This is a genomic window from Candidatus Chromulinivoraceae bacterium (assembly GCA_035478595.1).
Lineage (GTDB): Bacteria > Patescibacteriota > Saccharimonadia > Saccharimonadales > Saccharimonadaceae > CAMLKC01.
Map to the genome: position 1 here is coordinate 1 of DATIJL010000018.1, position 25,523 is coordinate 25,523.

Consider the following 25,523-nt stretch of genomic DNA (forward strand, 5'->3'; position numbering starts at 1 on the left):
CCGAGGGTGAGGGAAGTACGTTTGGATTTAGGCTGCCAATTAAAAAGCTAAGCGCCACTCATGACGCGGATGAGCTCAAAAAGTAGCCATATAACGATTATTGCCACAGCGACGCCAATTAGTACAGGTTTGGCGATTGGTTTTTTCTCAAACCACCACTGCTGAACTTTATTGCGGTTTTCCGCGCTGATACGTGTGACGGTAGGGCGGCTGATTGCGGCGTCCTTACCGGTGTAGACTTTGTTGCGTTTTTTCTTCTGCTTTGCCATAGGTATTTATAGTATATCAAAAACCACCCCCGTATTAAAACGAGGGTGGTTTTATCCGAGACGAGCTCAGAAAGTTGAGCGGTCAGTCTCTAGTTGAGTGCACGACGGCTGGTAATATAGTAGCCAATCGCTGCAACGAGTGATCCTGCACCAATAAGGGCAATGATACTGTCGCTTGCACCAGTGTGTGGAAGTTCAGTTGGAGTGGTAGGAGTTGTCGGCTGACAAGCAACATCACCCACTGGCTTGTATTTGCTTTGATCCTTTACATCAACAGTGATTGTCTTGCCAGTTGTCTGGTCACATACCTGAACGGTATTTGGCGTCTCACATGTTTTTGTAACGGTAACAGTTGCTGTAGCACTCTTGCTGCCGTTGGCCGTATCGGCCGTTGCAGTGTTGACGAGTGTATTAAGGCCACACTGTGCTAGCTGGTCATTGCTTGCAATCTTTGCCTTAAACTTAAGGTAAGCGTTGCCACCAGGAGCGTATGAACCAATGTTGATGCCACCGTTAGTGACGCCATCGTTGGTTGCAGTCCACTGACCGTTTGTAGCAGACGTTGCAATTTGAGTTGTACCGTTCTCGTATGTTACACCAGCAGGAAGCTGGTCTTTAATGAGAACGTTGTTCTGCTGAGTTGTGCCAGTATCTTTGTACTGAATCTTATACTCAACTTCATCACCAGGCTGTGCTGAAACTTGTGCAGCATATTGGTTAGTGCCGGCCTTGCTGACTGTTTTTTGGATCTCGAAGTTAGGCTGGTCTACGTGAATCTTAAAGATAACATAACCTGAGTAGTTGTTACAGCCAGGTAGGTTACCGTCAAGCTTGTCGTAGCCAAGTGGTGTACCTGTAGTGTACAGAGAGTCGGGCATTTTCGACCCGTTCGTGGCACCCCAGTTGTAGATAGTTGCTGAACCTGGGACATATGTAAGTGCGTAGTTGCCAGAAGCATTACCGTACGCTTCAGACCAAACCTGTTGTGGGTTTGCATTGGTTGCACCAACAAAAGCAGTAACACGAGCTTGCTGGCCAGCGTCTACTGTTGCAGGCATCTGCACGCGCATAAATGCACCGTGAGCTATACCAACATAGTTATGAGCAGCATCGTTTAGGTTGCTTGCAGCATTGTTGTGATAGTAAACGAGCACATCATAATTTTGACCCGGTTGCAGGGTGGTGTTTTGTGAATATGCACTGTTTGGTGCGGTGTCGGCCTTAATGCCAACAAAGTTGCGCTCATCACCTCTCTGAGGGTTATCGGTGATTGAGTTGAATGTTACGTATGGGGCTGGGTGCGCCATAGTAAAGGTTGGACGGTCTGGTCCCCAAGCAAACAAAGCTGCTGGTACCATAACCGCTGCAAATACGACTGCAAGCAGTGCATTGCGCTTCGGTGACCGCTTGATAGCGGCTATAAATTTATTCATATGTACTCTCCTTACTGGTACTCCACATACCAGATTAAATGGAACTTAATAAAACTATATAACAAAACAATATACAAGTAAAACTATCTGAACATTTTATTGTTAACGTGCACAATTGTTGGGATAAAATCGGATCATTACAAAACATGGGTTAGCCAAGGAGCTAACCGTCGCTGCACGAGGTGCAGGAGATTGGCTCCTTGGTATATATGCACGAATAAGTAATACCCGCGGCAGGGCGGCGGAAGGCTTGAGGCCATTCCACCGCCCTGCGCCGAATCAGATTCGGTTGCGGCGTCCACGAACACGCAGACCCAGTCCCAGGAAGGGAAGGGCGAACGCGCCGAGGACGGTGTTCCCACTGTTGCTGTCACCACCGTCCGGGTTCTGGATCCCAGTACCCGGGTTGGTGGAGGGCGGTGCACCCGTAACTGGCGGCTGAGTGACCGGAGTGGTCGGTCCCTGGCTTGCGCCGGGGGCCGTAACACCGGTCGGCTCGGAGCCGGGCGTAGTCGACGGATTCGCCGGATGGGTTTCCACGGGCGGCGATGTCTCCGGCGGCTGTGAATGCGTCGGGAACGTCGGTACGCCCGAAGGCACCGGTCCGGGCCCCTTCGTCTCCAGACAGTTTGGCGGGGTTCCCGTCTGTCCCGGAGGGCAGGTGGGAGGCGTCGTTGTCGGAGGCGTGGTCGGCGGCGTCGTCGGCGGGGTGGTGGGGGGAGTTGTCGTTGTGGGAGGAGGCGTCGTCGGAGGCTTTGTCGTCGACGGAGTTGTCGGCGGCGTGCTCGGCGGTGCCGAAGGGTGCTGGTCGGTGTGACCCGGCGGAACCTTGGTAGGTTTGCCGGGGAACACCGGGTTGCCGCACCGTGCCAGTGCGTAGGTGGGACCACCACTGGCGTAGGACCGCTTGAGGGCGGTCCGATCACCGGTGATGCCACTCGTGGCGTTGACCACGAGTGAGCTGTCTTCCATGCCACTGTTTGTCGCGTTGGCCGGAGCCGGTGCGATGGACACGTGGCTGGTGTCCCACTTACTGGTAAGCGCCTTGTACAGGGCGATGCCCTGCGTCGACAGGCACTTCTTGTCTGGCGCCAGCAGGTTGGTGTAGGTCGCGTCGCTGCGCAGACCCTCGCTGAAGGCATAGCCTGCGAGGGCGCGAACGTCGTGACCGGCCACCGCACGCTGCTTGGCGTCAGCCTGGGCCGGAGTGATCGTGTGGTGCGTGACGTCCTCGTAGAGGCCGCCGTCCACCACCCGGTAGTCCGGGTTGTTCTCCCATTTCTGGACGTAGGCAGGGTCACAGGTAGCGGGCGCGATGCCCGTTCCCGGCGAAGCCTGACTCTGCGCCTGGTCGCCGCCGATGTTCTGGCTGGCCGACTGGTTGGAACCGGAGGTTGTGAGGCCGATCGGCGACAGAACAATCGCCAGTGCGGCGACGGTCGCGAACAGCGTCCCCCAGAGACCATCCCCATGAGGGAACAGCGCGACCACCATCAGGCAGAGCCACCACGTCACCCAGAAAATGAGTGACGCGAGGAAGCTGACGTGGGCGAACTGCGTGATCACGAGGAAGATCGCCAGGACTCCGGAGAGCAGGGCGAAGACGGGGTAGCAGTAACGCTGTCCCGCCTTGGGGTGGTTCTGAGGGTGCTGACGCGGCAGGAGTGAACCCACCGCGAACACCCCCAGGAGAACGATGACGATCCATGTGAACATGGTGTCACCCCTTTCCGTGGTAGGAGGGTGCCTTGGTGGTCACCCTAGTTGTGTGCGGGCGTGCCGGACTGGTCGTCGCGGCGCGGGAAGTAGCGGCGGAGCCGCTCCATCACGTCACCGCGCTGGCTGCCCTGGAAGGCGGAAGCCAGCAGGGCGGTCAGCTCCTCGTCGGTGTAAGCGGCGAGGATGTTCAGGATGCTGACTCCGCGCGGGTTGAGGCCCGCACGGTTGAGGACGCCGCTGAGCTGCTCGGGGGTGAGTCCGTTCAGGATCTTGGCGAGCTCGGGCTTGATCAGCCCGGGCTTGAGTGCCTCGATGGCACCCAGGGCGTCGGTGTGGTTCTTCTTGCAGTCGGCACCGAGAGCCTCGATGGCGGCCAGGATCGGGTCCTTGCCCTTCGGGTCGTCGGTCTTCTTGTCGCCCTTGTCCTTGTCGGACTTGGCGTCGGGAGCCGGCGGCTGGGGGGTGGGAACGGGAGCCGGGGTGGGCTGCGGCTGGGGGGTGGGTCCACCCTTGGGCGGATCCACCTTCGGCGCCTTGTCGTCCTTCTTCTCCTTCGTGTCCGGGGTGGGCACGGGGATGTTCAGGATGACGGCCGCGACCTTGTCGGCCAACCCGCGGGCCTGCTCGTAGAGCTTCATGGCCTGGGCGGGGTTGGTGTTCATGGTCTGCACCGCTCGCTGCCACACGTCGACGGCCTCGTGCTGCGTCGCGGTTGCGGCGCGCAGAGCCTCGGCGCGGACATCGATGGAGGCCAGGAGGTCCTTGTCGCCCTTCGCGTTGACGCGGGCGGCAGGCAGGTCCTCTTGGTACTCGCTGACGAGGTCCTTCGCGTACTGGTTGAGCAAGTCGCGCAGTCCGCTCAGGTGGCCAACGAGCTGACGGGTGTTGTTCGTCACGGCGATGCCTTTCTAGGCGGTAGGGTCGCTGCGAGGTTCGCAGCGGTTGACAACTCCAGATGGTGAGGTGATCAACAGATAAGCAACTGTATGTAGTCAATTACCTATCTGTTGATCACCTCTCTGGTGTAAATACTTTGTTCATGCATATCTGCTACGGAGATTAACTCAACGTAGGGCTGCAAGCTGCAGCGCTATACATACCGTAAAAGATATATATGGCGCTACAGCTCGCAAGAGCATGTACTGTAATGATCCGATTTTTTAATGATCCCGCTCGCATCTTTCTCCACACACGAGTGATGTTAATAATTTATCACAAAATAGCTAAAATGTCAATAGTGTATAGAGGTGGAAAGCAGATGAAATATGCTCTAGGACACAGAGGGAATATTATCTACAACATATTATTGACATATTATCTTGATGTTTACATGATTAAGATATTAAATGGTGGCATCGCAGATCATCGTCTCACCAAAGAAAGAGACCGGCAGTCTTCGCGACGTACCTACGGAGTGAAAACGATGACGCAATCAAAAAGTGGCTCCACGAGAGTGAGTGGACGGCTGGTGGGTCGAGTTGGGCTCATTGCCCTGGATGAGCTGTTCGATGCGGAGGTGCTTGAGAAGATGGAGCGAGAAGTTCGCTACCAGACGATCAAGGTCTTCGCACTCGCAAGGTCCCGAACCGACAGCAGGGCAACCCCTGGTTACGTCCTCGGGCTTGGCGACAAAGTGGGCGATCTTGCCCGCTATGTTGCAGGGCATGTGAAGGCGTACACTTGGAGGGCTATTCTGACTGTCAAGGACCTCCCTGTCGTTTACGGCGCGTGCGCCAAGAGCGAGATCGATTACATTCTGCGTCGCATAAAGCACGAACTGATCGTCAGAGTGCTGGTGCGGCTTCGGGATGAGTTCTCGATCTGGTACATGAGCGGTGAATGGTCGATGGTGCCGACGGTGGTGGACGATTACCTCCTTAGCGGTCGTCCGCACAAGGATTCGTACCACAATGCTCGCAACTACCATGGCAGACCCAAGCGCGACCGTCGCCGGTTGAAGCAGCTGGGGATGGCGCCTGGAGTTTCAACAGCGGCATAGTAGTCGTCATTCCGTTGGACGCAGTGGGTGATCGGGAGGTGAAACTCCGGATCACCCACTGTAAAAAAGTTAGCCTGTAAGGGGGCTTTTTATTTTGCAATCAATCTGTTACAATAGCTATCGCTAACCAAAATTTGGTCTCATCGTCTAACGGTTAGGACACCAGGTTTTCATCCTGGCAATCCGGGTTCGATTCCCGGTGAGATCACCAAAGAAAAACACTCATCGTCAAGATGAGTGTTTTTCTTTGGTGTGACTAAAAATGAAATACCCCGCTTTCTCGGGGTATTTACATACTCAACTAGAAAACGGGGTTAGCTCGAAACTAAAGGGGATCACGCATGGACTGCGAAGGCGCGAAGGGTTCTTTTAGGAGTTCTTGAGCACGCGAACCACGATTCCGTCACCGTTCTTCCGGACTTGCACGCCGGGAGCGATTGAGGTCCAGTCGTCAGTCGGGTGGTGGTAAAGTTCCAGATCCCAGATGGACTCACTGGGCTCGGACTCGACGGCTTCCACCACCTGGTTCGAGAACACGAGGTCGTGGAGCAGCGCTACGACGTTGCTGGTCGGAACGAGGCATGCGTCGGTGTTGACCGGGGTGGTGGGGCTGGTGGGCCAGGCCATGATGGCTGGATTCCTTTCCTACCTATATGTGATAATCCCATTTGGTAAAGAACTTTAGTATAATAAACTATTATTTTATTATTGTCAATATTACGCCGTAGTAAGCAAAGATTTATACATTAGCTTCGCGTTGTCTTTTGATGATGCGAAAAAGAATATAAAGAATAAGTGCAGCTACTACTGTAAGGCTCATGTACATTTGGTAGTGCAGGAATGTCTGGATGTGGTTACCACTGTAATAGCCAACAAGTGACCATGTCCCAACCCACAGTGCAGCACCCAGAGCGTTAAAGACGATAAACTTGGCCCACCGCATGTCACTGAGACCGGCTAGGATACCATTTAGTTGACGCAACCCCTCGATAAATCGTGCAATAGTTACAACTTTGCCTCCATGGTGGTTAAAGAAATGCTCTGCCTTGTGGAGCCTTTCGGGTGTTAAGAACACGTACTTGCCATATTTTTGAACAAGAGGATGACCACCATATTCACCAATAGCAAATCCTATGTTATCGCCGAGCACCGCACCAATAAATGCGACGACGGCTACTATGAATATATTCAAATCACCCAAGCCTGCATAAAAAGCAGCAGCAATTAAGACTGTTTCACCAGGTACAGGAATGCCGAAGTCCTCAAGTAGTAGTAATCCGCCTACGCCTAAATAGCCATAATGCGAAATAAGCGGTGCAAGCGATTGAATAATAGGGGGAATTTGCTGTGGATCTACTGACATACTCTTATTATACAGTGAGTGAGATGTGGTTGATACGATCACTGAGTACGGTTTTGCCCGAAAGGATCCATTGTTCAATAAGTTCGAAGTACTCTTCAAGAGATTGAAGGCTTACCCATTCACTCTCGCTATGACGGCTGCCACCATAGGGTTCAACGATGATACAGGGGATATTATAAGGAACAAAATAGCGTGCGTCGGTGCCGCCATATGAATCATGGTACTTGGCTGGCTCACCACGAAGGCTTTGATAGGCTGTCAGAAATGGCTGTACGGCGGGATCTGTCTTATCGAAGATGACAGGATCGCCCGTTTGGGTGATCTGCACCTCTATTTCGTGTAGCTCAGCTAAGTCGTCAAGTCGTTTTTTAAAGCGGCTAAGTTCGCTACTGTCAAAGCTACGGAAATCCATGAGCGCTGAGGCTGAATCGGCAATTTGATTGACCGCTTCGCCACCTTTAATACTTGTGATTGAAAGTGTACCGTGTTCTGGGCTTTTAAACGGGTACTCACTACGAAGTGTGTGGCATACATCCATAATCCGGTGCAGTGCATTGTCACCCTCCCACGGCCGTGAGCCGTGAGCGGCTTTGCCATTTGCGTAGAGACGAACACCAAAAAAACCTTTGGCACGCTGTTCAATCTCCCAATTGTCGCCACCATCCGGGATAAAAATAACCTTTGGTCGGAGTCCGGTGGCAATGACATCAGGTATGCTGTTGCCGCCAGTTTCTTCGTCTGTCGTGAACAATACGCCGATGTTAAGCATATGAAGTTGGTTAGCGTTCTCTTTTAAAAATGCAATATAACAGGCGGCGGCGAGCTTCATATCGTAAGCACCTCGTCCATAGAGCTTCCCGTCTTGGTTACGCATAGTAAATAACTCACTAGGTGCAGGTACTACGTCAAGGTGCGCTGCTAGTAGTATGTCTGGTTGCTTTACGTTACGAGTGGTGGCATAGAACCAAGGATTGGTTGTTTCTGCAGGGCTGGCGGTGATATGAAGTCCGAGTGGCTCAATCTCGCTACGAACGAATTCCAATATGTCGTGGCAGGCAATAGTATCACTCGTCACGCTTGGAATCGCGATAAGTTTTTCTAGTATAGATGCGAGTTTTTCTTGCATAGCTTCAGAATTGTCAGTATATCAGTTTGATTGTATGTTATCCATTATACACCTTACATACACCTACAGGCAAAACGGGCTAAGAACAATGCGAACGGTGGTACAATATATGTAATATGAGTGTAATTTTTAAACGAACCAAAATCCTTGCAACCGTCGGGCCTGCAGTCGACAATTACGAATCAATTGAAGCGCTTCTAGGCGCTGGTGTAAACGGCTTTCGCCATAATTTCAGTCATGGAACCTACGAAGAGCGTGACGCGCAGATCGAGTGGATTCGCAAAGCCAGCGATAAACTTAAAAAACCTGTTGCTATTTTGCAGGATCTTCAGGGTCCAAAGATCCGTCTAGGTATTCTTGTAGATAACAAATTACCGGTTAAAAAGGGTGATGAGCTGGTACTTGATCATGCGGTTGAGCATGACGGCAGCCTTACACTGCCAGTTCAATATAACTTATCTGAAAAGGTAAAAGTTGGCGAGCCTATCTATATTTTTGATGGTAAAGTTCGCACGACAGTTATTGAGATTCCTTCAGCGACAGCTGTAAAAGTCCGTGTAGAAAATGACGGAACGCTTATGAGTCGTAAGGGTCTTAATCTGCCAGACACCGATTTTGGCGGTGACATTCTTACGCCTAAGGATCTCAAAGACATCGAATATGGTGTTACTAAGGACTACAACTATGTTTCGCTTAGCTTTGTGCAGTCTGCCGATGATATTAATAATCTTCGCCAGATCCTTGTAAGCCATGGCTCACATGTACAAATTATAGCCAAAATTGAGACAAAAGCCGCTATCAAAGACGATGTGCTTGAAGAGATTGTTAAGGCTAGCGATGGCATTATGGTTGCCCGTGGTGACCTTGCGGTTGAGGCTGGTGCTGAGGTTGTGCCTATTGTTCAGCGTCGTATCGTTGCGCTTTGTCGTAAATACGGCAAGCTTAGCATCGTTGCAACCCAGATGATGGCAAGTATGGTTGACTCTCCTGAACCAACTCGTGCAGAGGTAAGCGATGTTGCGAACGCTGTAATTCAGGGTGCGGATACTGTTATGTTGAGCGATGAAACTGCCAACGGCAGTTATCCAATCGAGACTGTCATGGCTATGAAACGAACCATCCTTTATACACAGGAACACGCGACGGTTACTCGGCTTGAAGATGTCGTTGCTATGAAAAACAGTCAGCTTGATGCCATTAGCGCGGCTGCGGTCTCGCTTGCGCAGCAGCTTAAAGTGGATGCAATTGTAGCTGAAACTAAGTCCGGCGCAACAGCTGCCAATATTGCAGCACATCGTCCGAATCTGCCTATTATTAGTGTTACGAGTGAGGTGGGTACTGCCCAGCAATTGGCTTTAAGTTATGCAAACAAGAGCTTTGTTCGTCCTGATGGCGAACGTGCTGGTTTTGAGCTTGCGAAAGAGCTAAAAGCGAGTGGATACTTTGGTGACAAGCAAAAAGTCACCGTTGCGATTGTTAGTGGACGCCAGCCAGGTTTGATCGGGGCTACTGACACAATTCGTCTTCGCGTGTTAGAATAAACATAGCGAAATAACAGGGTGGGGTGATGACATTTTTTAAGCAGACTATCAATACGGTGCCACTGCAGCATGAAACAGTGCTACTCCGGGCAGACTATAACGTACCATTGAAAGAAGACGGCACGATTGATGACGATTTTCGAATTCGTGCATCGCTTGCGACCGTAAAAAAACTACTTGCTGATGGTTGTAAGGTCGTTATTATTAGTCACCTTGGGCGTCCCGAGGGGCGTGACGAAAAACTAAGTCTTGAGCCAGTGGCCTTGCGACTAGCTCAACTTTTGGGTGAACCTGTACGATTTGTCGACCAAACGGTGGGAGACAAGGTTAAAATGGCGGTTAAGCAGGCGCCTAAGCGTAGTGTTATCGTATTAGAAAATCTCCGATTTGACCCCCGTGAAGAAGCTAACGACGAAGGATTTGCCCGCGAACTTGCCGAAAGCAGTACGGCTCGGTATTTCGTACAGGATGGTTTTGGAGTAGTTCATCGTGCGCATGCAAGCACCTCAGCTATTACTATGCAATTGCCGAGTGTTGCCGGCCTGTTACTCGAACGAGAATACACAGTTATTACCGACGCCATGCAATCACCTAAGCGTCCGCTTGTTGCGGTACTTGGTGGGGCTAAGGTTGCTGATAAGATCAACGTCATCAAAGCATTTATTGAAGTTGCTGATACGATTATTATTTCCGGTGCCATGGCGAATACGTTTCTTTCGTATAAAGGCTATTCTGTAGGGTTAAGTAAAGTTGATACGGATGCTAAGCCCGTCTTAGATGATATTTATGCTACTGCAGCTAAAAAAGTGGGTCAAGACAACGTGGATTCATTCTTACTCCTTCCAACCGATCTAGCCGTTGCGACTAGCGCGGATACGGATCAACCACGTAAGGTTATTCCCATCCAGAGCGTTGCTGCTGATGAAAAAGCTTTGGATGTTGGAGATGACACGATTGAATTAGTATGTCAGAAGGCAAGTGAAGCCAAGACGGTTATATGGAATGGAACGCTAGGTATGGCTGAGTATCCCACTTTTGCGCACGGTTCAGCTCGATTAGCGCTAACTCTGGCAACGAACCCTAGCATCACCTCAATTATTGGCGGTGGAGACACTGCGGATTTTGTCTTGAAATGGGACGCTCAAAAAGGTGCTAGTTTTACGCATGTTTCTACTGGTGGAGGCGCAAGCCTCGAACTGATGGCAGGTGAAAAGCTACCAGGCATAGAAAGCTTGCTGGACGCCCGTAAATAAGTGCGATACACTAATTAACAAAGAAGCATAAGTAGAATATGGCTCGAGATAAAAAACTAATCGTCGGCAACTGGAAGATGAACCTCAATACTCATGAGGCGAGTCTGTATGTCCATAAATTGGCCGGTATGATAGAAGTTCACCGCGATGTCGAGGTGGTTTTGGCGCCCACTGTCCTTACTATCCAATCGCTCAGCCTGCAGGTAGATCGTCGTCAGTTTAAGTTGGCAGCTCAAAACCTTTATTGGCGAGATAGTGGTGCTTATACCGGTGAAGTTTCGGCAACGCAACTGCGCGGTATTGTCGACTACGCGATTATCGGTCACTCTGAACGTCGACATATTTTTAACGAAACAGATAAAGAGATACGCAACAAGGTACAAGCGGCTATTCGTAACGAGATTAAACCAATTCTTTGTATTGGTGAGACGGCTGGCGAGCGTACGGATGGCGAAACGAATGCGGTGTTGCACGATCAACTCGTGGCGGGTCTTGCTAATATTACGAGCGAAGAACTGGAGATGGTGACTATTGCCTATGAACCAGTTTGGGCTATTGGGACGGGTAATAACGCCATGCCTGATGACGTGCGGAAGGCGATTAAGACTATTCGCAATCAGATCAAGCATTTGTATGGTGAAGCTGCTTCAGAATCTCTCCGAGTGCTGTACGGCGGTAGCGTCACGAGTGACAGTGCTGGCGGGTATTTAATGATTGACGGCGTGGACGGATTGCTTATCGGGGGTGCAAGTCTTGACGCGCATTCATTTGCGATGATTACAGAAAAAGCGCATCAGGGCTCTAATATGGTTAAAAAGTAAGGGTGGGAAATGAAAGATCTAGATTTTGATGAACTTGACCGGGCGGTAAATTCCCTGATGACCAACGTCCCCAAAACGGCGACCCCACCTGGCGAGGAAAAGATTAAGACGCTCGATATCACGCCAACACTTAGTGGCGATGCTCAGCCGCAATTTGATCGCCTCACAAAGCTTGCTGCCGAGGCTGTTGAGGGTAAAGACACACCTTCTAGTTCGGCTATTCCTCCACTTGCAACTCCAAATATTCCGTCTCGTCCTAACGCTCCAACTATTCAAAGCGCTCCACGACCTGCAGCCACAGCACCAGCTGCTCGTCGCGCTGGTCGTTTCATGGACGTCGTTCATCCATCTTCAGATATGAATACTAAAAAACCGGATATGCCCGTTTCTCGTCAAGGGGTTACTATTGAACCTCGAAACAACGCTCCGCTTATTCAAGAAGTCTCGCCAGTAAAATCAGTTACGCCATCTTCTGAACCGGTAGTAAGAAAAGAAGAACCAGCAGCTTCGAATCCAGGTGGTTCAGAAATACCTTCACAATCCGTCGAAGCATCGGCACCGGCAAGTGATTGGCCCGATCCACTCGATATCGTTCCTCATGCGTCGTTAAAAAACGACGAAGACGAGAAAGAAAAGACCCCTGAACCTCCTATTGAGGCTCCACAGGCTGAAGCTGAAGACCTATCGCCAGCCCCACTCACATCGCCTTTTCTTCCAGACGCTAAGGTAGAAAAACGACCACTTGGCGGGATATCGACGAACACATCAACACCTGCAGAAGAGCCGGTCGCTCCAGTGTGGGAAAAACCAGAAGAGGATGAGCCAAAGACTGTCGATGATCCTAATGCACAGCTTCCCGCTAATCCATCCGATGTAGAACCGCTTCTTCCCGAGGAGCTTAGTAATGATTTAATGGCAGTCGAGGCTGATACGACTCATGATTCTCTCAAGGAAGCTCACGATGCTACAAAAGACGTTGAGGCAGAACCTGAGAAAATGCCAGAACCGAAGACAGAGAAAGCAGAACCACATCAGGAGAAGACTGAGCCTGTGTCAACTGGCCCTACTTCAATTCCGCAGCAATACCACGAAGAGCCGAGTACGGGAGACCAAAAAAATGGCTCCATCTATGATACGGATAGCTACCACCAACCGCTTGCTCACCCGGCTAAAAAGAAGTCAGGCTGGCTGTGGGTTCTATGGATCGTTATTATTCTGGTCATAGGCGCTGGAGCTGGTGCCGCGCTTTATTTCTCTAATATTATTTAGGCGCTAGGCCTATAACACAACACAAAATACTCACCGTGATGTAAAGGGTCGGGTATAATAAAGCTAATGGATTTACTCAAAGACCTTAATCCCGCGCAAGCTGACGCGGTAAAAACGACGTCTGGGCCGCTATTAATCTTGGCAGGGGCCGGAAGCGGTAAGACGAAAACGCTAACGCATCGGATCGCTTACTTAATTGCTAACGAGAGCGTATGGCCAAACGAAATCCTAGCTGTGACATTTACTAACAAAGCGGCGCGTGAAATGCGTGAACGACTCGGAGTATTACTCGGTCAGGATGGTGGAGCGCGTAATTTTATGCCATGGATGGGCACATTCCATGGCATTTGCGTACGACTTCTTCGACATGATGGTGACAAGATTGGTATTTCCGCTAATTATGTTATTTACGATGAAGACGACAGGCAAGGCCTTATCAAGCAGGCTATGAAACAGCTGTCTATCGGTGATAAACAAATTAAGCCACGCGCGGTGAGCTCACTTATCTCTAATGCCAAAAACGAACTTGTAACACCTGAAGAATTTGAAGCAAGTGCAAACTATCCGTTTCAAAAGGAGGTTGCTCGTATCTATACGTTGTATGAAAAACTACGTAAAGACGCCGGTGCACTTGATTTTGATGACTTACTCATCGAGACTGTTCGGCTATTCCGAGAGCATCCAGCAACTCGTGTAAAATGGCGAGCACAGTTCAAACATATTCTTATCGATGAGTATCAGGATACGAACGCCGCTCAGTATGCGATTGTAAAAAGTCTCGTAAACGACGACCGTAATATTTGTGTTGTAGGTGATGACTGGCAATGTCTCACCGAAGGTAGTCTTGTGGAAACATCGAGTGGTTTAAAGAAGATTGAGACCCTTAAGGCGGGGGATACCGTTCGTAGTGCGAGTGGATATGGTAAAGTAGGCGATTTTACCGTGACGCAGCGCAAGAGGTTCTCTTATTCGGGTGAGTTGATCAAGATTACAACAAAATCAGGTAATGTCATAACATGCACCCCGAATCACCTAGTGTTTGCAAGATGGGGGGTGAGTGATGCATTCTTTGTGTATCTAATGTATTCACAGAGCAAGGGATACCGAATCGGTGTCGCTAAAGGCACAAGATTTGATGGCAAGAAAAATGATATAGGACTCCGAGTACGTGCCAATCAAGAGCGAGCAGACCGGATGTGGGTTTTGAAAGTATGTGAAAGCCGTCAAGAAGCGTTGTTTTATGAATCCCGCCTTGCGTACGAGTATGGCATACCGATGACTATATTTCACGCCTCAGCCCAATCAACATCGTTTAGTCAGACATACATCAATCAACTCTACGAAGAAATTGATACAAAATCGCGTGCCAAATCACTCATGAAAGACATTGGGCTACTGTTCGAGTATCCGCATTTCTATCCACAAGCCACAACTCGCAATGGAATAAGCAGGCTAAATGTGAATGTCGTATTATTTGGTGATAAGCGAACGACAAGTCAAAGTCCGTGGTCAGCAAGTAGAATCTCGGCTAATACGACGAAACAAGAAGATCTTGCTGTATTTCAGAAATTAGGTATCAATGTGCGTTCGGGTAAATCAGGTGCGTTCAGGTCGGAGATGTATAATCTAGACTATGGCCATATCGAGACGATAGCTGATAAGCTTCATTCCGCGATTAATGACAGTCGTATGCAAGTTCGTAGGTATGCGTACATGACGGAAGGCGCATCGTACAATTTCATGCCAGCAAGCCAGGTGTACGTTGGCATGGCTATCCCTGTAAAGCAACGCAATCAACTGGTAGCAGATCAGGTTGTTGCGGTGACAAAAGAGGCTTATGAAGGTAACGTCTATGATCTTGATATTGAGAGAGTGCATAACTATATTGTTGGTGGCGTGGCGGTTCACAACTCAATCTACAGTTGGCGCGGTGCGGATTTTACGAACATTCTTAATTTTGAGCGAGATTTTCCCGGCGCAAAAATTGTAAAACTCGAGCAGAATTACCGAAGTACGGGTTCGATTCTTGAAGCTGCGCATAGTGTTATCACTAAAAATACTCAGCGTACCGATAAAAAGTTGTGGACAGCTGAGCCGGCAGGTGCACCCGTTCAGGTGCACGGTGTGTATGATGAGGCTGAAGAAGCATATATGGTTGCGAGTCGTATAAACGCGCAGGCAAGCATTGGTGCTCGGCAATATGGTGATTTTGCCGTCTTGTATCGTACAAACTCGCAGAGCTATACACTTGAACGTGCGTTATTGCAACATCGAATCCCGTATCAAATTATTGGCGGCGTAAGGTTTTATGATCGTAAAGAAATTAAAGATGTAATTGCCTACCTACGTCTACTATATCAACCGAATGATCGTATGAGTTTTAGTCGGATTGTGAACGTACCAACGCGAGGCATTGGTCCTACGAGTCTTGAAAAGTTTTTACTATGGCAGGCTCAAAACGGCATGGATATAATTTCGAGTTTAGTAAACGCCGAACAAACGAGCAGTTTGACGTCACGCGCTAAGGCGGCGCTCGTTTCGCTGGGTGAACTACTGCGAGGTCTTCAGGGCAAGGTCGAGGCGGAGGCTTCACCTAGCGAGCTTATCGATACTCTTATTAATAAAACTGGCTATCGGGATTTTATTTTGGATGGCACACCGCAAGCTGAAGAACGTGAAGCTAACCTTGGTTCACTTGTTTCTGACGCTAAATCGTTTCTGACTCTTCCAGACTTTTTAGAAGAAGTAGCCTTAATGTCCAGCGCCGACAGTGATAGTAGCGAGCAAAAAGTTACCCTTATGACTATTCATGCGGCGAAAGGTCTAGAGTTTCCTGTTGTCTTTATGGTTGGTTTGGAAGAAGGTATTTTTCCAAATGCACGGGTGCAAGATGATGGTCCGGCTGCACTTGAGGAAGAAAGACGGCTTTGTTATGTTGGTATGACTCGCGCTCGCGAAGAGCTTCACCTCAGCTATGCACAGAGTCGGCTACAGTTTGGCCAGCGTGGCTATAATATGCCGTCTCGCTTTTTGGCAGACATGGGGCAAGATGTGGTTACAGCGCCAGCCACTGGTTTTACAACCAGGACACCTGAAGATTTCAATGAGTTTGACATGATGCCTGGTTTTGATATTGGTGACGGTGTTCACTCGGCACAGTTTGGCGTGGGCGAGGTAATAGATATTGATGGTATGGCAGTGACGGTACGGTTTACAAACGGTCAGACAAAAAAACTCAATGTCGAATACGCACGACTAGAGAAAATCTAACTTCACCTACACAATTCACATCTGTCAGTGGTATTATATCTGTAATGGAAGATATAAAGCCCTTTTTGCTTTTACAAACTCGCCCAGAGGATGTTACGTCAAACAATGAATACGACGGTTTTTTGCAGGCAAGTGGCTTACACCCCGAGCAGCTGGTGCGTTTTAGGGTAGAGTCTTCACCACTTCCTAAAATAAATCTCGATGATTACTCTGGTATTATCCTTGGCGGTGGTCCGTTTGATATCAGTAAACCTACCGAAAAAAAGACCGATGTACAGAAAAGGGTCGAGGCGGATCTTTCTAAGTTACTAGATGAACTTGTAGATAAAGACTATCCGTTTTTTGGAGCCTGTTATGGTATTGGAACGCTTGGCTCACACCAAGGTGGCGTTATAGGTAACAAGTATGCCGAAACAGTAATGCCCGCATATTTGGAAGTGACAAATGAAGGAGCGGACGACCCGCTTTGCAAGGGGCTTCCGCATACTTTTCGAGCAATCGTAGGCCACAAAGAAGCTTGCGAGGTGCTCCCCGCACATGCTGTTTTGCTTATTTCGTCACCAGACTGTCCGGTTCAGATGTTTCGGATTAAAAATAATCTATATGCTACACAGTTTCATCCAGAGCTTGACACGGAAGGCCTTGCGATCCGTGTAGAAGTCTACAAACACGCTGGCTACTTTGCACCTGAGGATATTAAAAGTATTCTTGAGATGGCTGAGAAGGCCGACTTATCAAGCGCTCCTACGGTTCTCAGGAACTTCGTTCAACGCTACAGTCGACTTGTCAAAAAGTAGCGAAATTACCAGTAAACGTCTTTTTTTGCTATAATTTTATACAGTACACCGGCGGAGGTGTTTCTAAAATCTATGAAGAGTATACTCCGAAAACAAACGGTCCCACGCGGCATTCTTATGGCCGGTGTTCTTTTTGTCACGCTATTTATTGGTGTTTCATATGCATCTCGCGCCCAAGCAGACTCATTGCAACCTGTCAGTGGCCAACGGCTCATCACCCTTCATGATAGGGGTGAAGACAAGAGTTTTCTGACTCGTACCACAAGTGTACGCAAAGCGCTTCAGGGTGCTCACATCTATATTGATCCGAACGATCTCGTTGAGCCTGGGCTTGATGACGAGCTTGTTGGCAGTAGCTACGAGGTAAATATATATCGTGCACGGCCTGTAACTATTGTTGACGGATCCACACATCTGCGTGTGCTTTCCGCGTATCAGACGGCCAAGCAGATAGTTGAGCATGCAGGTATGACACTGCACGATGAAGATCGAACATCTATGACTCAAGATGCCGATATTGTTGGCGGAAACGCAGGTGTCCAACTGACTATCGACCGGGCAACGGCGTTTACGTTCAATCTCTACGGTAAAACCGTAACTGCCTATACTCAAGCGAAAACTATTGCGGAACTTCTTAAGGAAAAGGGAATTACCCTTGGCCCGAATGATGGCCTATCGTTGTCTCAAACTACACCAATCACTGCTGGTATGACTGTACAGATTTGGCGTAATGGTAAGCAGACGATTACCGAAGAACAAGCTATTGATTTTTCAATTCAACAGAATAAAGATGCTGATCAGCCGGTTGGTTATAAGAAGATTCAAACTCCAGGAACACCTGGCAAAAAATTAGTGACATATGAAGTCAATATGCAGAATGGTCAAGAAGTAAGCCGCACCGAAATCCAATCTGTTATAACACAACAGCCAGCCCAACAAGTTGAGATAGTTGGTATTAAGATGACGAATACGTTCAGCGGTAGCTTTGGGGAAGCGCTTGTGCGCTTACGTGGCTGTGAGGCGGGCGGATCGTATAGTCGAAACTCAGGCAATGGGTATTATGGTGCATACCAATATAACATCTCAACCTGGGGCGGCTATCAAGGGTTCCAAATACCTAGTGATGCACCAGCAGCAGTGCAGGATGAGCGTGCATGGCAAACCTATCAGTCGAGGGGTTGGCAGCCATGGCCTGCATGCTCAAATAGCCAGGGCCTTCAGGATATATATAGGTAAATGGCAGCACCTAACAAAGCTCTGGGTCAACACTGGCTTCGCGATCGCGATACACTTGCATACATTGCCGATGCTGCTGATATCTCGCAGAGCGATACTGTTTTAGAGATCGGTCCAGGTCTCGGGACGCTTACGAGTGAACTCCTGCGACAAGCGGGCAGCGTTGTGGCTGTAGAATTTGATAGCGAGCTTGCACGTAAATTACCTGGTCAATTTCCGGGTAAAAATCTCACTATTATTAATCAGGACATTCTGACATTTGATCTTTCGAGCCTACCCTCAGGATATAAGGTAGTGGCAAATGTGCCGTATTATATTACGAGCAAAATTGTAAAACTTTTGATGACGGCTAAAAATAAACCATCTACGGTTGTGCTTTTAGTACAGAAAGAGGTTGCCGAGCGTCTTGCGGCGCGTGCGGGAGATATGAGCATTTTGGCAATTAGTGCACAGGTTTTTGCAGAGGTGGAACTTGGCGATACTGTCCCGGCTGCATTATTTACACCACCACCAAAGGTGGATTCAGCCGTTGTGATTTTACGTGCACGTGCCCAACCCTTGGTAGATGATATGGATGAGAAAGATTTCTTCCGTCTCGTAAAAGCTGGTTTTTCTGCAAAACGTAAAAAGCTTCGTGGTAGTCTGTCTGGTGGACTCGGAATTTCTAAGGACCAAGCAGCTGATTTTTTGATTAAAGCTAGTATTACACCTGACTCACGTGCGGAGGATCTCTCGATAGAACAGTGGCATACTCTATTAGAATCAGGTATCCTAGAGGTATGATTGCGTCTGACCAGCCGACCATTTTTGGTTCTGCCGTAAAAGCGGCCATTTCATCTAAAGATGATGGCAACATGAAATATGGCATTGGAGACGACGGCGAAGTTGAAAAAAATCGCCGTCTGTTTTTGGATAAGGTCGGAATCTCTATTGATCATGCGACTCTTGTGGGTATTACATATGCGACCGATGACTTTGCAAAGTACCGTATAGCAAAACCAAGTGAGAAAACGATCGGCATGCGTACAATGGAAAACGTCGAACATGCCGATGCGCTTGTAGTAGAACAACCTGGGCATGCATTATTTTTGCCCCTTGCAGATTGTGTAGGGGTGGTACTATACGATGATGATCATCACGTGTTGATGGTTTCACATATTGGTAGGCACAGTGCTGAGATTGAGGGCGCTCGCCGCAGTGTGGAATTTTTAGCCGAGCAGTATGGCACAGACCCTGCGACACTAAAAATATGGCTGAGCCCAGGCGTTGGCAAGGCGTCATATCCACTACATAAATTCAAGGGTGAGAGCTTGCACGAGGTTATCGCACGGCAATTAGTTGGGGTCGGTGTCTCTATGTCTCATATTGAAAACAGTCATATTGATACGGCAACAAGTAGCAATTACTATTCGCATAGCGAATATCTAAAAGGTAATGATGACCAGGGACGTTTTGCGATTGTTGCTGAAATGTGCGAGCAGGGTGAGCCTGCTTTTTAGCAATACTACTAATCTGTTACACTAGAGAGTGACTATGGGTAAAAAACTATATATTACGACTGCAATCCCCTATGTTAACGGCACGCCGCACATCGGTAATGCCCTTGACTATCTTTATGCTGATATTTGGACACGCTACCAAAAACAGAACGGACACGAGGTTCGTTTTCAGGTAGGAACCGACGAACACGGAAATAAAATCGCTGCAAAAGCCGCTGAAGCTGGCATGACGCCAAAAGAGTATACCGATAAAATGTACGGTAACTTTGAGCTGCTTATGAAAAAGATGGATGCTCAGTATACCGACTTCATTCGTACGACTGACGCTCACCATGAAGGTGCTGTACAGTACATCTGGCAAAAACTTCAACCGTATATCTATAAAGGTAGTTATGATGGTTGGTACTGCGTGGGTCATGAGGCTTTCTTTACCGAGAAAGAGGTAGCGGAAACCAACGGTATTTGCCCTGATCATCAAAAACCTTACGAAAAAGTAAGTGAAGAAAACTACTATCTAAAGACAAGTGCATTTACTGATCAAATCCGCGAAGCTATCGAAACTGATCGCATGCAGATTGTGCCAGAAACGCGTAAGAACGAGTTTTTGGAACTTATTAAGAATGGTCTTCAAGATGTGAGTATTTCACGTCCACGTAAAAATCTCAGTTGGGGTGTTCCTGTACCTGGTGATCACGATCAGGTGATGTACGTATGGCTTGATGCCCTCGCCAACTACATCACGGTGCTTGGTTATCCAGACCAAGAGGGCTGGCAGGAATATTGGCCTGCAGATATACAAGTTGTTGGTAAGGATATTTTGCGTTTCCATGCTGGTATCTGGCCGGCAATGTTACTGGGTCTTGATTTGCCTCTTCCTAAGAAACTTCTAGTCCACGGTCATGTGAACGTTGGCGGCGCTAAAATGAGCAAGTCAGTTGGCAACGTCGTTGACCCTAACGAGATTATCGACAACTATGGCGTCGATGCGTTCCGCTATTTCTTCACACGACATATTCCGACACAGGACGACGGTGACTTCACCTGGGAAAAATTTGAAAACGCCTACAATAATGAGCTTGGCAATGATCTTGGAAACGTTGTTTCCCGCGTTGCAAGCATGGTGACACGTTACCAAGCGGGTGTTGTCGGTGAAACTCCCAACGGCGAACATGACATGCAACCATACCGCCAAGCAATTAGCGATTTACGGTTCGATCGTGCACTTGATGAAACGTGGCTAATGGTTAGGTCGCTGAATCAATATCTTGAAAGTGTGAAACCGTGGGAAATTGCTAAAAAACGTGAATCGGAGCCGGACGCTGAGGCTCATCTTGGTGAAGTGCTTGGACACGCGGTAAATACATTACTGCAAATCAGTGATCTATTAGTACCATTCTTGCCATCGACTGCTGAAACTATTCGTAAAACGTTTGAGAGTGGCGTGGTTGTTCCTATTGCACGTGAAGGTGGTATATTCCCTAAAATTTACCTCCACACTCCTAACCCGCGCGAACAAAAATAAAGCCATGCTAGTCGATACGCACTGTCATATTCACGAGCAGTCATACCCGCTTGATGCTGAAGAAACGATAAAAAACGCACATCAGGCGGGCGTGATGAAAATGATATGTGTGGGTACAAACGAGCAAAGCTCGGAAGAAGCGGTTATGTTTGCTCAAAAGCACGAAGGTATTTATTCGTCTATTGGTGTGCATCCGCATGAGACAAAAGATGGTTGGGAAAAGATTCTCTCTTTAGTGGAGTCTCCAAAACTCGTTGGTGTGGGTGAGATTGGTCTGGACTATTTTTACACACATAGTCCCAAAAAAGTGCAGATAGCTGCCCTTGAAGCCCAAATAGATATGGCATTAAAGGCAAATTTGCCGATTATTTTTCATGTCCGCGAGGCATTTGACGATTTTTGGCCCGTCTTTGACAATTTTCACGGTATCCGCGGTGAATTGCATAGTTTTACAGATACGACGGTTAATATGGAAGCAGGTCTAGCGCGCGGACTCTTTATCGGCGTGAACGGTATTAGTACGTTCACAAAGAGCGAAGCACAGCAAGTGATGTTTGCACACATTCCTCTCGAGAGAATGCTATTTGAAACGGACGCACCTTTCTTGACTCCTGCGCCATTTCGTGGTAAAGTGAATGAACCAGCGTTCGTGAAACAAATTGCGACGTTTCATGCTGGTGTACGTAGTGTTTCACCCGAGCGAATCGCGGCTATCACTACGGCAAATGCACAAACGCTTTTTAATCTTTCTTAAAACAAACACTGTCAAAAATCACTAAGTTTAATCCGAGGTGGATTGTGATGAATGAACAGCTAACTCCCAACTACGAACACAACCCAGGCACCCGTTTTGATGATGGTGATACGTTAGAGATTCATGCGGCCAATCCAGATCTTATGACTCTTGAAGAGTTGCAAGTTTTGAGACGTCGTCAGGAATTTGAGCGCCAGGCACTCGACCGGTTAAATGGCAAGCAGCAACCTGAGCGTGCGCCTACACCTTCAGAGTGGGTTGGCCAGGTAAGTCACAACCTTAAACAGATGCGTCAGCAACATCTCGATACTCCAGTAGATCTTTCATCCCCTGATTTCCGTGCATGGGAAGCTGAAATGCAATCCAATAACGACTCTGAACTTTTAGGAGTATAAACCTTATATGCCGACCATATTTAAAAAAGCCCTCAGTCTCCTCACTGGAGGTGATACGACAACCACCTTTAAGATGCCTAAGAACCGGCCGCTTAAGAAACTCACTGAGCGTGAGCTTATTCAGCTTGAAAGCGAAATTGGCTCTAAGCTTTTTGGTGAAATTCCAAAGGGCCATCGACGCGAGTTCTTTTGCCTGGATGAAAAAACATGGATTTGGTATGAAGAATGGATCGATCCTAAGACAAGCAAACGAGCAAACACAACCGTTCGTTATGAAGTGCATGCTAACGGCATTTTGAAAGTACAGGAGGGTGCACGCTATTCTTTTTTGGAAGGTCCTGAGCTTGATAATCTCGTGGCTGCAGTGGGTATGTACTATGAACAAGTGGCTCGCGGGGTATACAAACGCGACCCTCACACAGGTCAAAAACTCGCCTAGCTGGTATACTAAAAGGAGTGAGTATCAAAGAGGTTATTTATCTTGATCATGCTGCTGCCACGCCCCTCGATGAGCGTGTCTTTCGTCGTATGCAGCCTTACTTTAGTGAGCTTTTCTATAATCCTTCTAGTCCTTATGCTCCAGCGCTTGCTGTACGACGCGACTACGACGCAGCTAAGCAAACAATTGCCAGTAGCATTGGTGCCAAATCTGACGAACTAGTTATGACAGCCGGTGCGACCGAATCTATCAACTTAGCATTTGCAAGTATTGGTGGACATATGGTGACGGCAAATATAGAACACCATGCCGTCCTTGAAGCCGCTAAACTACGTGACCATACGCTTGTTGCTGCTGATGCTCGTGGCTTTATTTCGGCAGAAGCTGTGAAGAAGGCAATTCGCCCGAGCACACAGCTGGTGAGTATTGCACTTGCCAACAATGAGCTTGGTACGATCCAACCGCTTCGTGATATTGCTACTGTCATTCGACAGGAACGAGAGGCGCGCCTGTCGCGAGAGGACATGACTCCCATCTACCTCCATAGTGATGCCTCGCAGGGTGCGGGTCAGATTGATATCCATGTAGCTCGACTTGGTGTTGATCTTTTAACACTCAACGCTGGCAAGGTGTATGGTCCAAAGCAGGTGGGCTTATTATGGGCCGCAAGCCATGTCCGTTTAACTCCACAAATTGTTGGTGGTGGTCAAGAGCGAGGCTTAAGAAGTGGTACTGAAAATATCGCGGGAGTGATTGGTTTTGCAGGTGCCATGGAGCTTGCTGAAAGACACCGTAAATTCGAATCCGAGCGACTTCGAGGTCTACGCGATGAACTCCAAAAACAGCTAACAAGTGCATTCTCTGATGCAATTATTTCGGGTAATGAGAAAAAACGCCTACCTGGACATCTTCACATTTCATTTCCTGGCATTGATGCCGAGCGGCTCGTCTTTGCGTTGGAGATGCGAGGTGTTTTGGTGGCGACGGGCAGTGCCTGTGCCGCAAACAAAGGAACTCGCTCACATGTTCTAACGGCAATTGGACTTGCCCCTGAAATTGCCGATGGCAGCTTACGCCTTACGCTTGGACATCTTTCGACTGAGGAAAATGTACGTCAGGCTGCAGAGATTATTATTGAAGAAATAACCAGAGAACGAAAACGGATAGCTGTATGATCAAGGCACTTATAAGTGCTGCCGCAGCGCTGATTATCATTATTGTTGGCTTAACCGTATATCTTGGTCCGGATGATCTTTCAAGTTGTGGTAATGAGCCAGTCGCTACAAATAGTGCGTGCGCTCCGGCAGACGCGATCGTTGCGGTTAGTGGTGGTGATACGTTAGCCCGAACGGATGAAGCAATAAAACTATATCAAAATGGATGGGCGCCAAAGCTCATTTTTTCAGGTGCAGCTGAAGACAAATCGGGTCCAAGTAATGCTGCGGTTATGCGACGAGAAGCTTTGGCGGCTGGCGTACCAGAACAAAATATTTTGGTTGAAGAGTATAGTACGACGACTAAGCAAAATGCAGAAAATACCCAAAGCTTATTCGAGCAAAATGGCATTAAGTCGGTTATTCTGGTAACATCCGGATATCATGAGCGTCGTGCAGGCCTTGAATTTAGTACTCGTTCAGCGAGTGTGCTTGTCCGAGATCATCCTGTAGCGCATGACGATCAATGGTCGGCTTTTTGGTGGTTGACACCTGTCGGTTGGTATTTAGCAGTAGGGGAATTTGTGAAAATTATATTGTTTTATGTAGGTGTAACACGATGACAAAAGTATATGTAGGAATGAGCGGTGGTGTCGACAGTAGCCTGACGGCGGCACTTTTGGTTGAACAGGGCTATGACGTGACGGGTGTCTATATGAAAAACTGGACACAAGATTTACCTGGCATGCGTTGCCCTTGGGCGGATGATTTAGCTGACGCAAAACGCGTGGCGGTGCAGCTCGGTATCGACTTTAAGGTATTTGACTTCGAAAACGAGTACAAACACAAAGTCGTAGATTACATGATCGAAGAATATAAACTCGGTCGCACTCCAAATCCTGATGTTATGTGCAATCAAGAGGTAAAGTTTAAACTATTTCTGGAGACTGCGCTTGAAGATGGCGCAGATATGATTGCGACAGGACATTATGCACAAGTTGAGGATGGCATATTAAAACGTGCTATTGATGATAATAAAGATCAAACGTACTTTTTGTATCGAGTTACTGGCGACGCATTACAGAAAACACTCTTTCCATTGGGTGGTTATACAAAGCCTGAGGTTCGAGAGATGGCCAAAGAACGCAGTCTATTTACGGCTGCAAAAAAAGATAGTCAAGGTATTTGTTTTGTAGGAAAAATTGGTATCCGTGAATTTTTGAGTCAATATGTTGAACAAAAACCAGGCGCTATTATTGACAAAAAAACGGGTAAAAAACTAGGCATGCACGACGGTGCGATTTTCTACACGCTAGGCCAACGTCACGGTTTAGAACTTGGCGGTGGTTTGCCGTATTATGTTGTAGCCAAGAACATGGACAAGAACGAGGTCTATGTTACGACTGACCTTAGCGATGAGACGCTTTGGAAAAAAGAGATTACTCTCGCAAATATTCACTGGATCAACGATAAACCTATGGATGGCGAATACGAGATTCGGGTTCGTCATCGTGCCCCGCTGATAAAAGCGCGTCTTGTATTGGGGCTAGATGGCGCTGCTATTCTTAGCCTCGTTGATCCTGAGCGCGCGGTTACCGCTGGTCAGTCAGTTGTTGTTTACGACGGGCCAATTTGCCTCGGTGGCGGAATAGTCTCCTTTTAAC

General features: G+C 48.3%; 24 protein-coding genes and 1 tRNA gene. 18 read left to right on the top strand and 7 right to left on the bottom strand.

The window, feature by feature from the left end:
- Positions 1 to 47: 47 nt before the first annotated feature.
- From VLG36_05670 to VLG36_05685, 4 genes are all read right to left on the bottom strand, one after another.
- The gene (locus VLG36_05670) at positions 48 to 269 is read right to left on the bottom strand and encodes a hypothetical protein (protein HSW78260.1); all 222 of its coding nucleotides are present in this window, start codon (positions 267 to 269) and stop codon (positions 48 to 50) included.
- Positions 270 to 358: 89 nt separating this feature from the next.
- Positions 359 to 1,702: an LPXTG cell wall anchor domain-containing protein gene (locus VLG36_05675; GenBank protein HSW78261.1), complete on the bottom strand. Its 1,344-nt coding sequence runs from the start codon at positions 1,700 to 1,702 to the stop codon at positions 359 to 361.
- Between the two features lie 279 nt (positions 1,703 to 1,981).
- Positions 1,982 to 3,418, bottom strand: a complete 1,437-nt coding sequence (locus tag VLG36_05680; GenBank protein ID HSW78262.1) for a hypothetical protein — start codon at positions 3,416 to 3,418, stop codon at positions 1,982 to 1,984.
- Positions 3,419 to 3,462: 44 nt separating this feature from the next.
- Complete coding sequence (locus tag VLG36_05685; GenBank protein ID HSW78263.1) at positions 3,463 to 4,317, bottom strand: hypothetical protein; 855 nt, start codon at positions 4,315 to 4,317, stop codon at positions 3,463 to 3,465.
- A gap of 341 nt (positions 4,318 to 4,658) precedes the next feature.
- Between VLG36_05685 and VLG36_05690 the strand changes: the two genes are divergently transcribed.
- Both VLG36_05690 and VLG36_05695 read left to right on the top strand, forming a co-directional pair.
- Complete coding sequence (locus VLG36_05690) at positions 4,659 to 5,420, top strand: hypothetical protein (GenBank protein HSW78264.1); 762 nt, start codon at positions 4,659 to 4,661, stop codon at positions 5,418 to 5,420.
- 136 nt (positions 5,421 to 5,556) lie between these two features.
- Positions 5,557 to 5,631: transfer RNA gene (locus VLG36_05695), tRNA-Glu, on the top strand.
- Positions 5,632 to 5,789: 158 nt separating this feature from the next.
- Here VLG36_05695 and VLG36_05700 read toward each other — a convergent pair.
- The 3 genes from VLG36_05700 to VLG36_05710 all read right to left on the bottom strand — a co-directional run bounded on the left by VLG36_05700 (position 5,790) and on the right by VLG36_05710 (position 7,909).
- Positions 5,790 to 6,047, bottom strand: a complete 258-nt coding sequence (locus tag VLG36_05700; GenBank protein HSW78265.1) for a hypothetical protein — start codon at positions 6,045 to 6,047, stop codon at positions 5,790 to 5,792.
- A gap of 112 nt (positions 6,048 to 6,159) precedes the next feature.
- Positions 6,160 to 6,783, bottom strand: a complete 624-nt coding sequence (locus VLG36_05705) for a DedA family protein (protein HSW78266.1) — start codon at positions 6,781 to 6,783, stop codon at positions 6,160 to 6,162.
- A gap of 7 nt (positions 6,784 to 6,790) precedes the next feature.
- On the bottom strand, positions 6,791 to 7,909 hold the full coding sequence (locus VLG36_05710) for a M20/M25/M40 family metallo-hydrolase (protein ID HSW78267.1): 1,119 nt from the start codon (positions 7,907 to 7,909) through the stop codon (positions 6,791 to 6,793).
- A 116-nt stretch (positions 7,910 to 8,025) separates the two neighbouring features.
- On the opposite strand from VLG36_05710, the gene pyk reads away from it, so the two are divergent.
- The 16 genes from pyk (at position 8,026) to mnmA (ending at position 25,522) form a co-directional block, all read left to right on the top strand.
- Positions 8,026 to 9,450: a pyruvate kinase gene (gene pyk / locus VLG36_05715; GenBank protein ID HSW78268.1), complete on the top strand. Its 1,425-nt coding sequence runs from the start codon at positions 8,026 to 8,028 to the stop codon at positions 9,448 to 9,450.
- A gap of 26 nt (positions 9,451 to 9,476) precedes the next feature.
- A complete protein-coding gene (locus VLG36_05720) occupies positions 9,477 to 10,703 on the top strand; it encodes a phosphoglycerate kinase (GenBank protein ID HSW78269.1) in 1,227 nt (408 codons plus the stop codon).
- 38 nt (positions 10,704 to 10,741) lie between these two features.
- The gene (tpiA, locus tag VLG36_05725) at positions 10,742 to 11,524 is read left to right on the top strand and encodes a triose-phosphate isomerase (GenBank protein HSW78270.1); all 783 of its coding nucleotides are present in this window, start codon (positions 10,742 to 10,744) and stop codon (positions 11,522 to 11,524) included.
- Positions 11,525 to 11,533: 9 nt separating this feature from the next.
- Positions 11,534 to 12,793, top strand: coding sequence for a hypothetical protein (locus tag VLG36_05730; GenBank protein HSW78271.1), 1,260 nt, complete (start codon positions 11,534 to 11,536; stop codon positions 12,791 to 12,793).
- Positions 12,794 to 12,859: 66 nt separating this feature from the next.
- Positions 12,860 to 16,063 carry a UvrD-helicase domain-containing protein gene (locus VLG36_05735; GenBank protein HSW78272.1) on the top strand — a complete coding sequence of 1,068 codons (3,204 nt, stop codon included), beginning with the start codon at positions 12,860 to 12,862 and terminating at the stop codon, positions 16,061 to 16,063.
- Positions 16,064 to 16,107: 44 nt separating this feature from the next.
- Entirely contained in the window at positions 16,108 to 16,860 is a 753-nt protein-coding gene (locus VLG36_05740; GenBank protein ID HSW78273.1) for a glutamine amidotransferase, read from the top strand.
- A gap of 72 nt (positions 16,861 to 16,932) precedes the next feature.
- On the top strand, positions 16,933 to 18,096 hold the full coding sequence (locus VLG36_05745) for a G5 domain-containing protein (GenBank protein HSW78274.1): 1,164 nt from the start codon (positions 16,933 to 16,935) through the stop codon (positions 18,094 to 18,096).
- Positions 18,097 to 18,879, top strand: a complete 783-nt coding sequence (rsmA, locus tag VLG36_05750; protein ID HSW78275.1) for a 16S rRNA (adenine(1518)-N(6)/adenine(1519)-N(6))-dimethyltransferase RsmA — start codon at positions 18,097 to 18,099, stop codon at positions 18,877 to 18,879.
- Complete coding sequence (locus tag VLG36_05755; protein HSW78276.1) at positions 18,876 to 19,595, top strand: laccase domain-containing protein; 720 nt, start codon at positions 18,876 to 18,878, stop codon at positions 19,593 to 19,595. The genes rsmA and VLG36_05755 overlap by 4 nt, the downstream gene beginning before the upstream one ends.
- A 34-nt stretch (positions 19,596 to 19,629) precedes the next feature.
- Positions 19,630 to 21,117 carry a methionine--tRNA ligase gene (gene metG / locus VLG36_05760; protein ID HSW78277.1) on the top strand — a complete coding sequence of 496 codons (1,488 nt, stop codon included), beginning with the start codon at positions 19,630 to 19,632 and terminating at the stop codon, positions 21,115 to 21,117.
- A 4-nt stretch (positions 21,118 to 21,121) separates the two neighbouring features.
- Positions 21,122 to 21,871, top strand: a complete 750-nt coding sequence (locus VLG36_05765; protein HSW78278.1) for a TatD family hydrolase — start codon at positions 21,122 to 21,124, stop codon at positions 21,869 to 21,871.
- 47 nt (positions 21,872 to 21,918) lie between these two features.
- Positions 21,919 to 22,266, top strand: coding sequence for a hypothetical protein (locus tag VLG36_05770; protein ID HSW78279.1), 348 nt, complete (start codon positions 21,919 to 21,921; stop codon positions 22,264 to 22,266).
- A 7-nt stretch (positions 22,267 to 22,273) separates the two neighbouring features.
- The gene (locus tag VLG36_05775; GenBank protein HSW78280.1) at positions 22,274 to 22,705 is read left to right on the top strand and encodes a hypothetical protein; all 432 of its coding nucleotides are present in this window, start codon (positions 22,274 to 22,276) and stop codon (positions 22,703 to 22,705) included.
- A gap of 17 nt (positions 22,706 to 22,722) precedes the next feature.
- Complete coding sequence (locus VLG36_05780; protein ID HSW78281.1) at positions 22,723 to 23,880, top strand: cysteine desulfurase family protein; 1,158 nt, start codon at positions 22,723 to 22,725, stop codon at positions 23,878 to 23,880.
- Positions 23,877 to 24,482 carry a YdcF family protein gene (locus VLG36_05785; protein ID HSW78282.1) on the top strand — a complete coding sequence of 202 codons (606 nt, stop codon included), beginning with the start codon at positions 23,877 to 23,879 and terminating at the stop codon, positions 24,480 to 24,482. The genes VLG36_05780 and VLG36_05785 overlap by 4 nt, the downstream gene beginning before the upstream one ends.
- Positions 24,479 to 25,522 (top strand): tRNA 2-thiouridine(34) synthase MnmA, encoded by a 1,044-nt coding sequence (gene mnmA, locus VLG36_05790; protein ID HSW78283.1) that lies wholly within the window; start codon positions 24,479 to 24,481, stop codon positions 25,520 to 25,522. Before VLG36_05785 ends, mnmA begins: the two co-directional genes overlap by 4 nt.
- Position 25,523 lies beyond the last annotated feature (1 nt).

Bases quoted from the DNA above. Each gene is read 5' to 3' on its own strand.
- VLG36_05700 (HSW78265.1), bottom strand. From the start codon at position 6,047: ATGGCCTGGCCCACCAGCCCCACCACCCCGGTCAACACCGACGCATGC.
- rsmA (HSW78275.1), top strand. From the start codon at position 18,097: ATGGCAGCACCTAACAAAGCTCTGGGTCAACACTGGCTTCGCGATCGC.
- VLG36_05730 (HSW78271.1), top strand. From the start codon at position 11,534: ATGAAAGATCTAGATTTTGATGAACTTGACCGGGCGGTAAATTCCCTG.
- VLG36_05755 (HSW78276.1), top strand. From the start codon at position 18,876: ATGATTGCGTCTGACCAGCCGACCATTTTTGGTTCTGCCGTAAAAGCG.
- VLG36_05775 (HSW78280.1), top strand. From the start codon at position 22,274: ATGCCGACCATATTTAAAAAAGCCCTCAGTCTCCTCACTGGAGGTGAT.
- metG (HSW78277.1), top strand. From the start codon at position 19,630: ATGGGTAAAAAACTATATATTACGACTGCAATCCCCTATGTTAACGGC.
- VLG36_05785 (HSW78282.1), top strand. From the start codon at position 23,877: ATGATCAAGGCACTTATAAGTGCTGCCGCAGCGCTGATTATCATTATT.
- VLG36_05680 (HSW78262.1), bottom strand. From the start codon at position 3,418: ATGTTCACATGGATCGTCATCGTTCTCCTGGGGGTGTTCGCGGTGGGT.
- VLG36_05670 (HSW78260.1), bottom strand. From the start codon at position 269: ATGGCAAAGCAGAAGAAAAAACGCAACAAAGTCTACACCGGTAAGGAC.
- VLG36_05675 (HSW78261.1), bottom strand. From the start codon at position 1,702: ATGAATAAATTTATAGCCGCTATCAAGCGGTCACCGAAGCGCAATGCA.
- VLG36_05740 (HSW78273.1), top strand. From the start codon at position 16,108: ATGGAAGATATAAAGCCCTTTTTGCTTTTACAAACTCGCCCAGAGGAT.
- tpiA (HSW78270.1), top strand. From the start codon at position 10,742: ATGGCTCGAGATAAAAAACTAATCGTCGGCAACTGGAAGATGAACCTC.
- VLG36_05705 (HSW78266.1), bottom strand. From the start codon at position 6,783: ATGTCAGTAGATCCACAGCAAATTCCCCCTATTATTCAATCGCTTGCA.
- pyk (HSW78268.1), top strand. From the start codon at position 8,026: ATGAGTGTAATTTTTAAACGAACCAAAATCCTTGCAACCGTCGGGCCT.
- VLG36_05765 (HSW78278.1), top strand. From the start codon at position 21,122: ATGCTAGTCGATACGCACTGTCATATTCACGAGCAGTCATACCCGCTT.
- VLG36_05745 (HSW78274.1), top strand. From the start codon at position 16,933: ATGAAGAGTATACTCCGAAAACAAACGGTCCCACGCGGCATTCTTATG.
- VLG36_05710 (HSW78267.1), bottom strand. From the start codon at position 7,909: ATGCAAGAAAAACTCGCATCTATACTAGAAAAACTTATCGCGATTCCA.
- VLG36_05735 (HSW78272.1), top strand. From the start codon at position 12,860: ATGGATTTACTCAAAGACCTTAATCCCGCGCAAGCTGACGCGGTAAAA.
- mnmA (HSW78283.1), top strand. From the start codon at position 24,479: ATGACAAAAGTATATGTAGGAATGAGCGGTGGTGTCGACAGTAGCCTG.
- VLG36_05770 (HSW78279.1), top strand. From the start codon at position 21,919: ATGAATGAACAGCTAACTCCCAACTACGAACACAACCCAGGCACCCGT.
- VLG36_05720 (HSW78269.1), top strand. From the start codon at position 9,477: ATGACATTTTTTAAGCAGACTATCAATACGGTGCCACTGCAGCATGAA.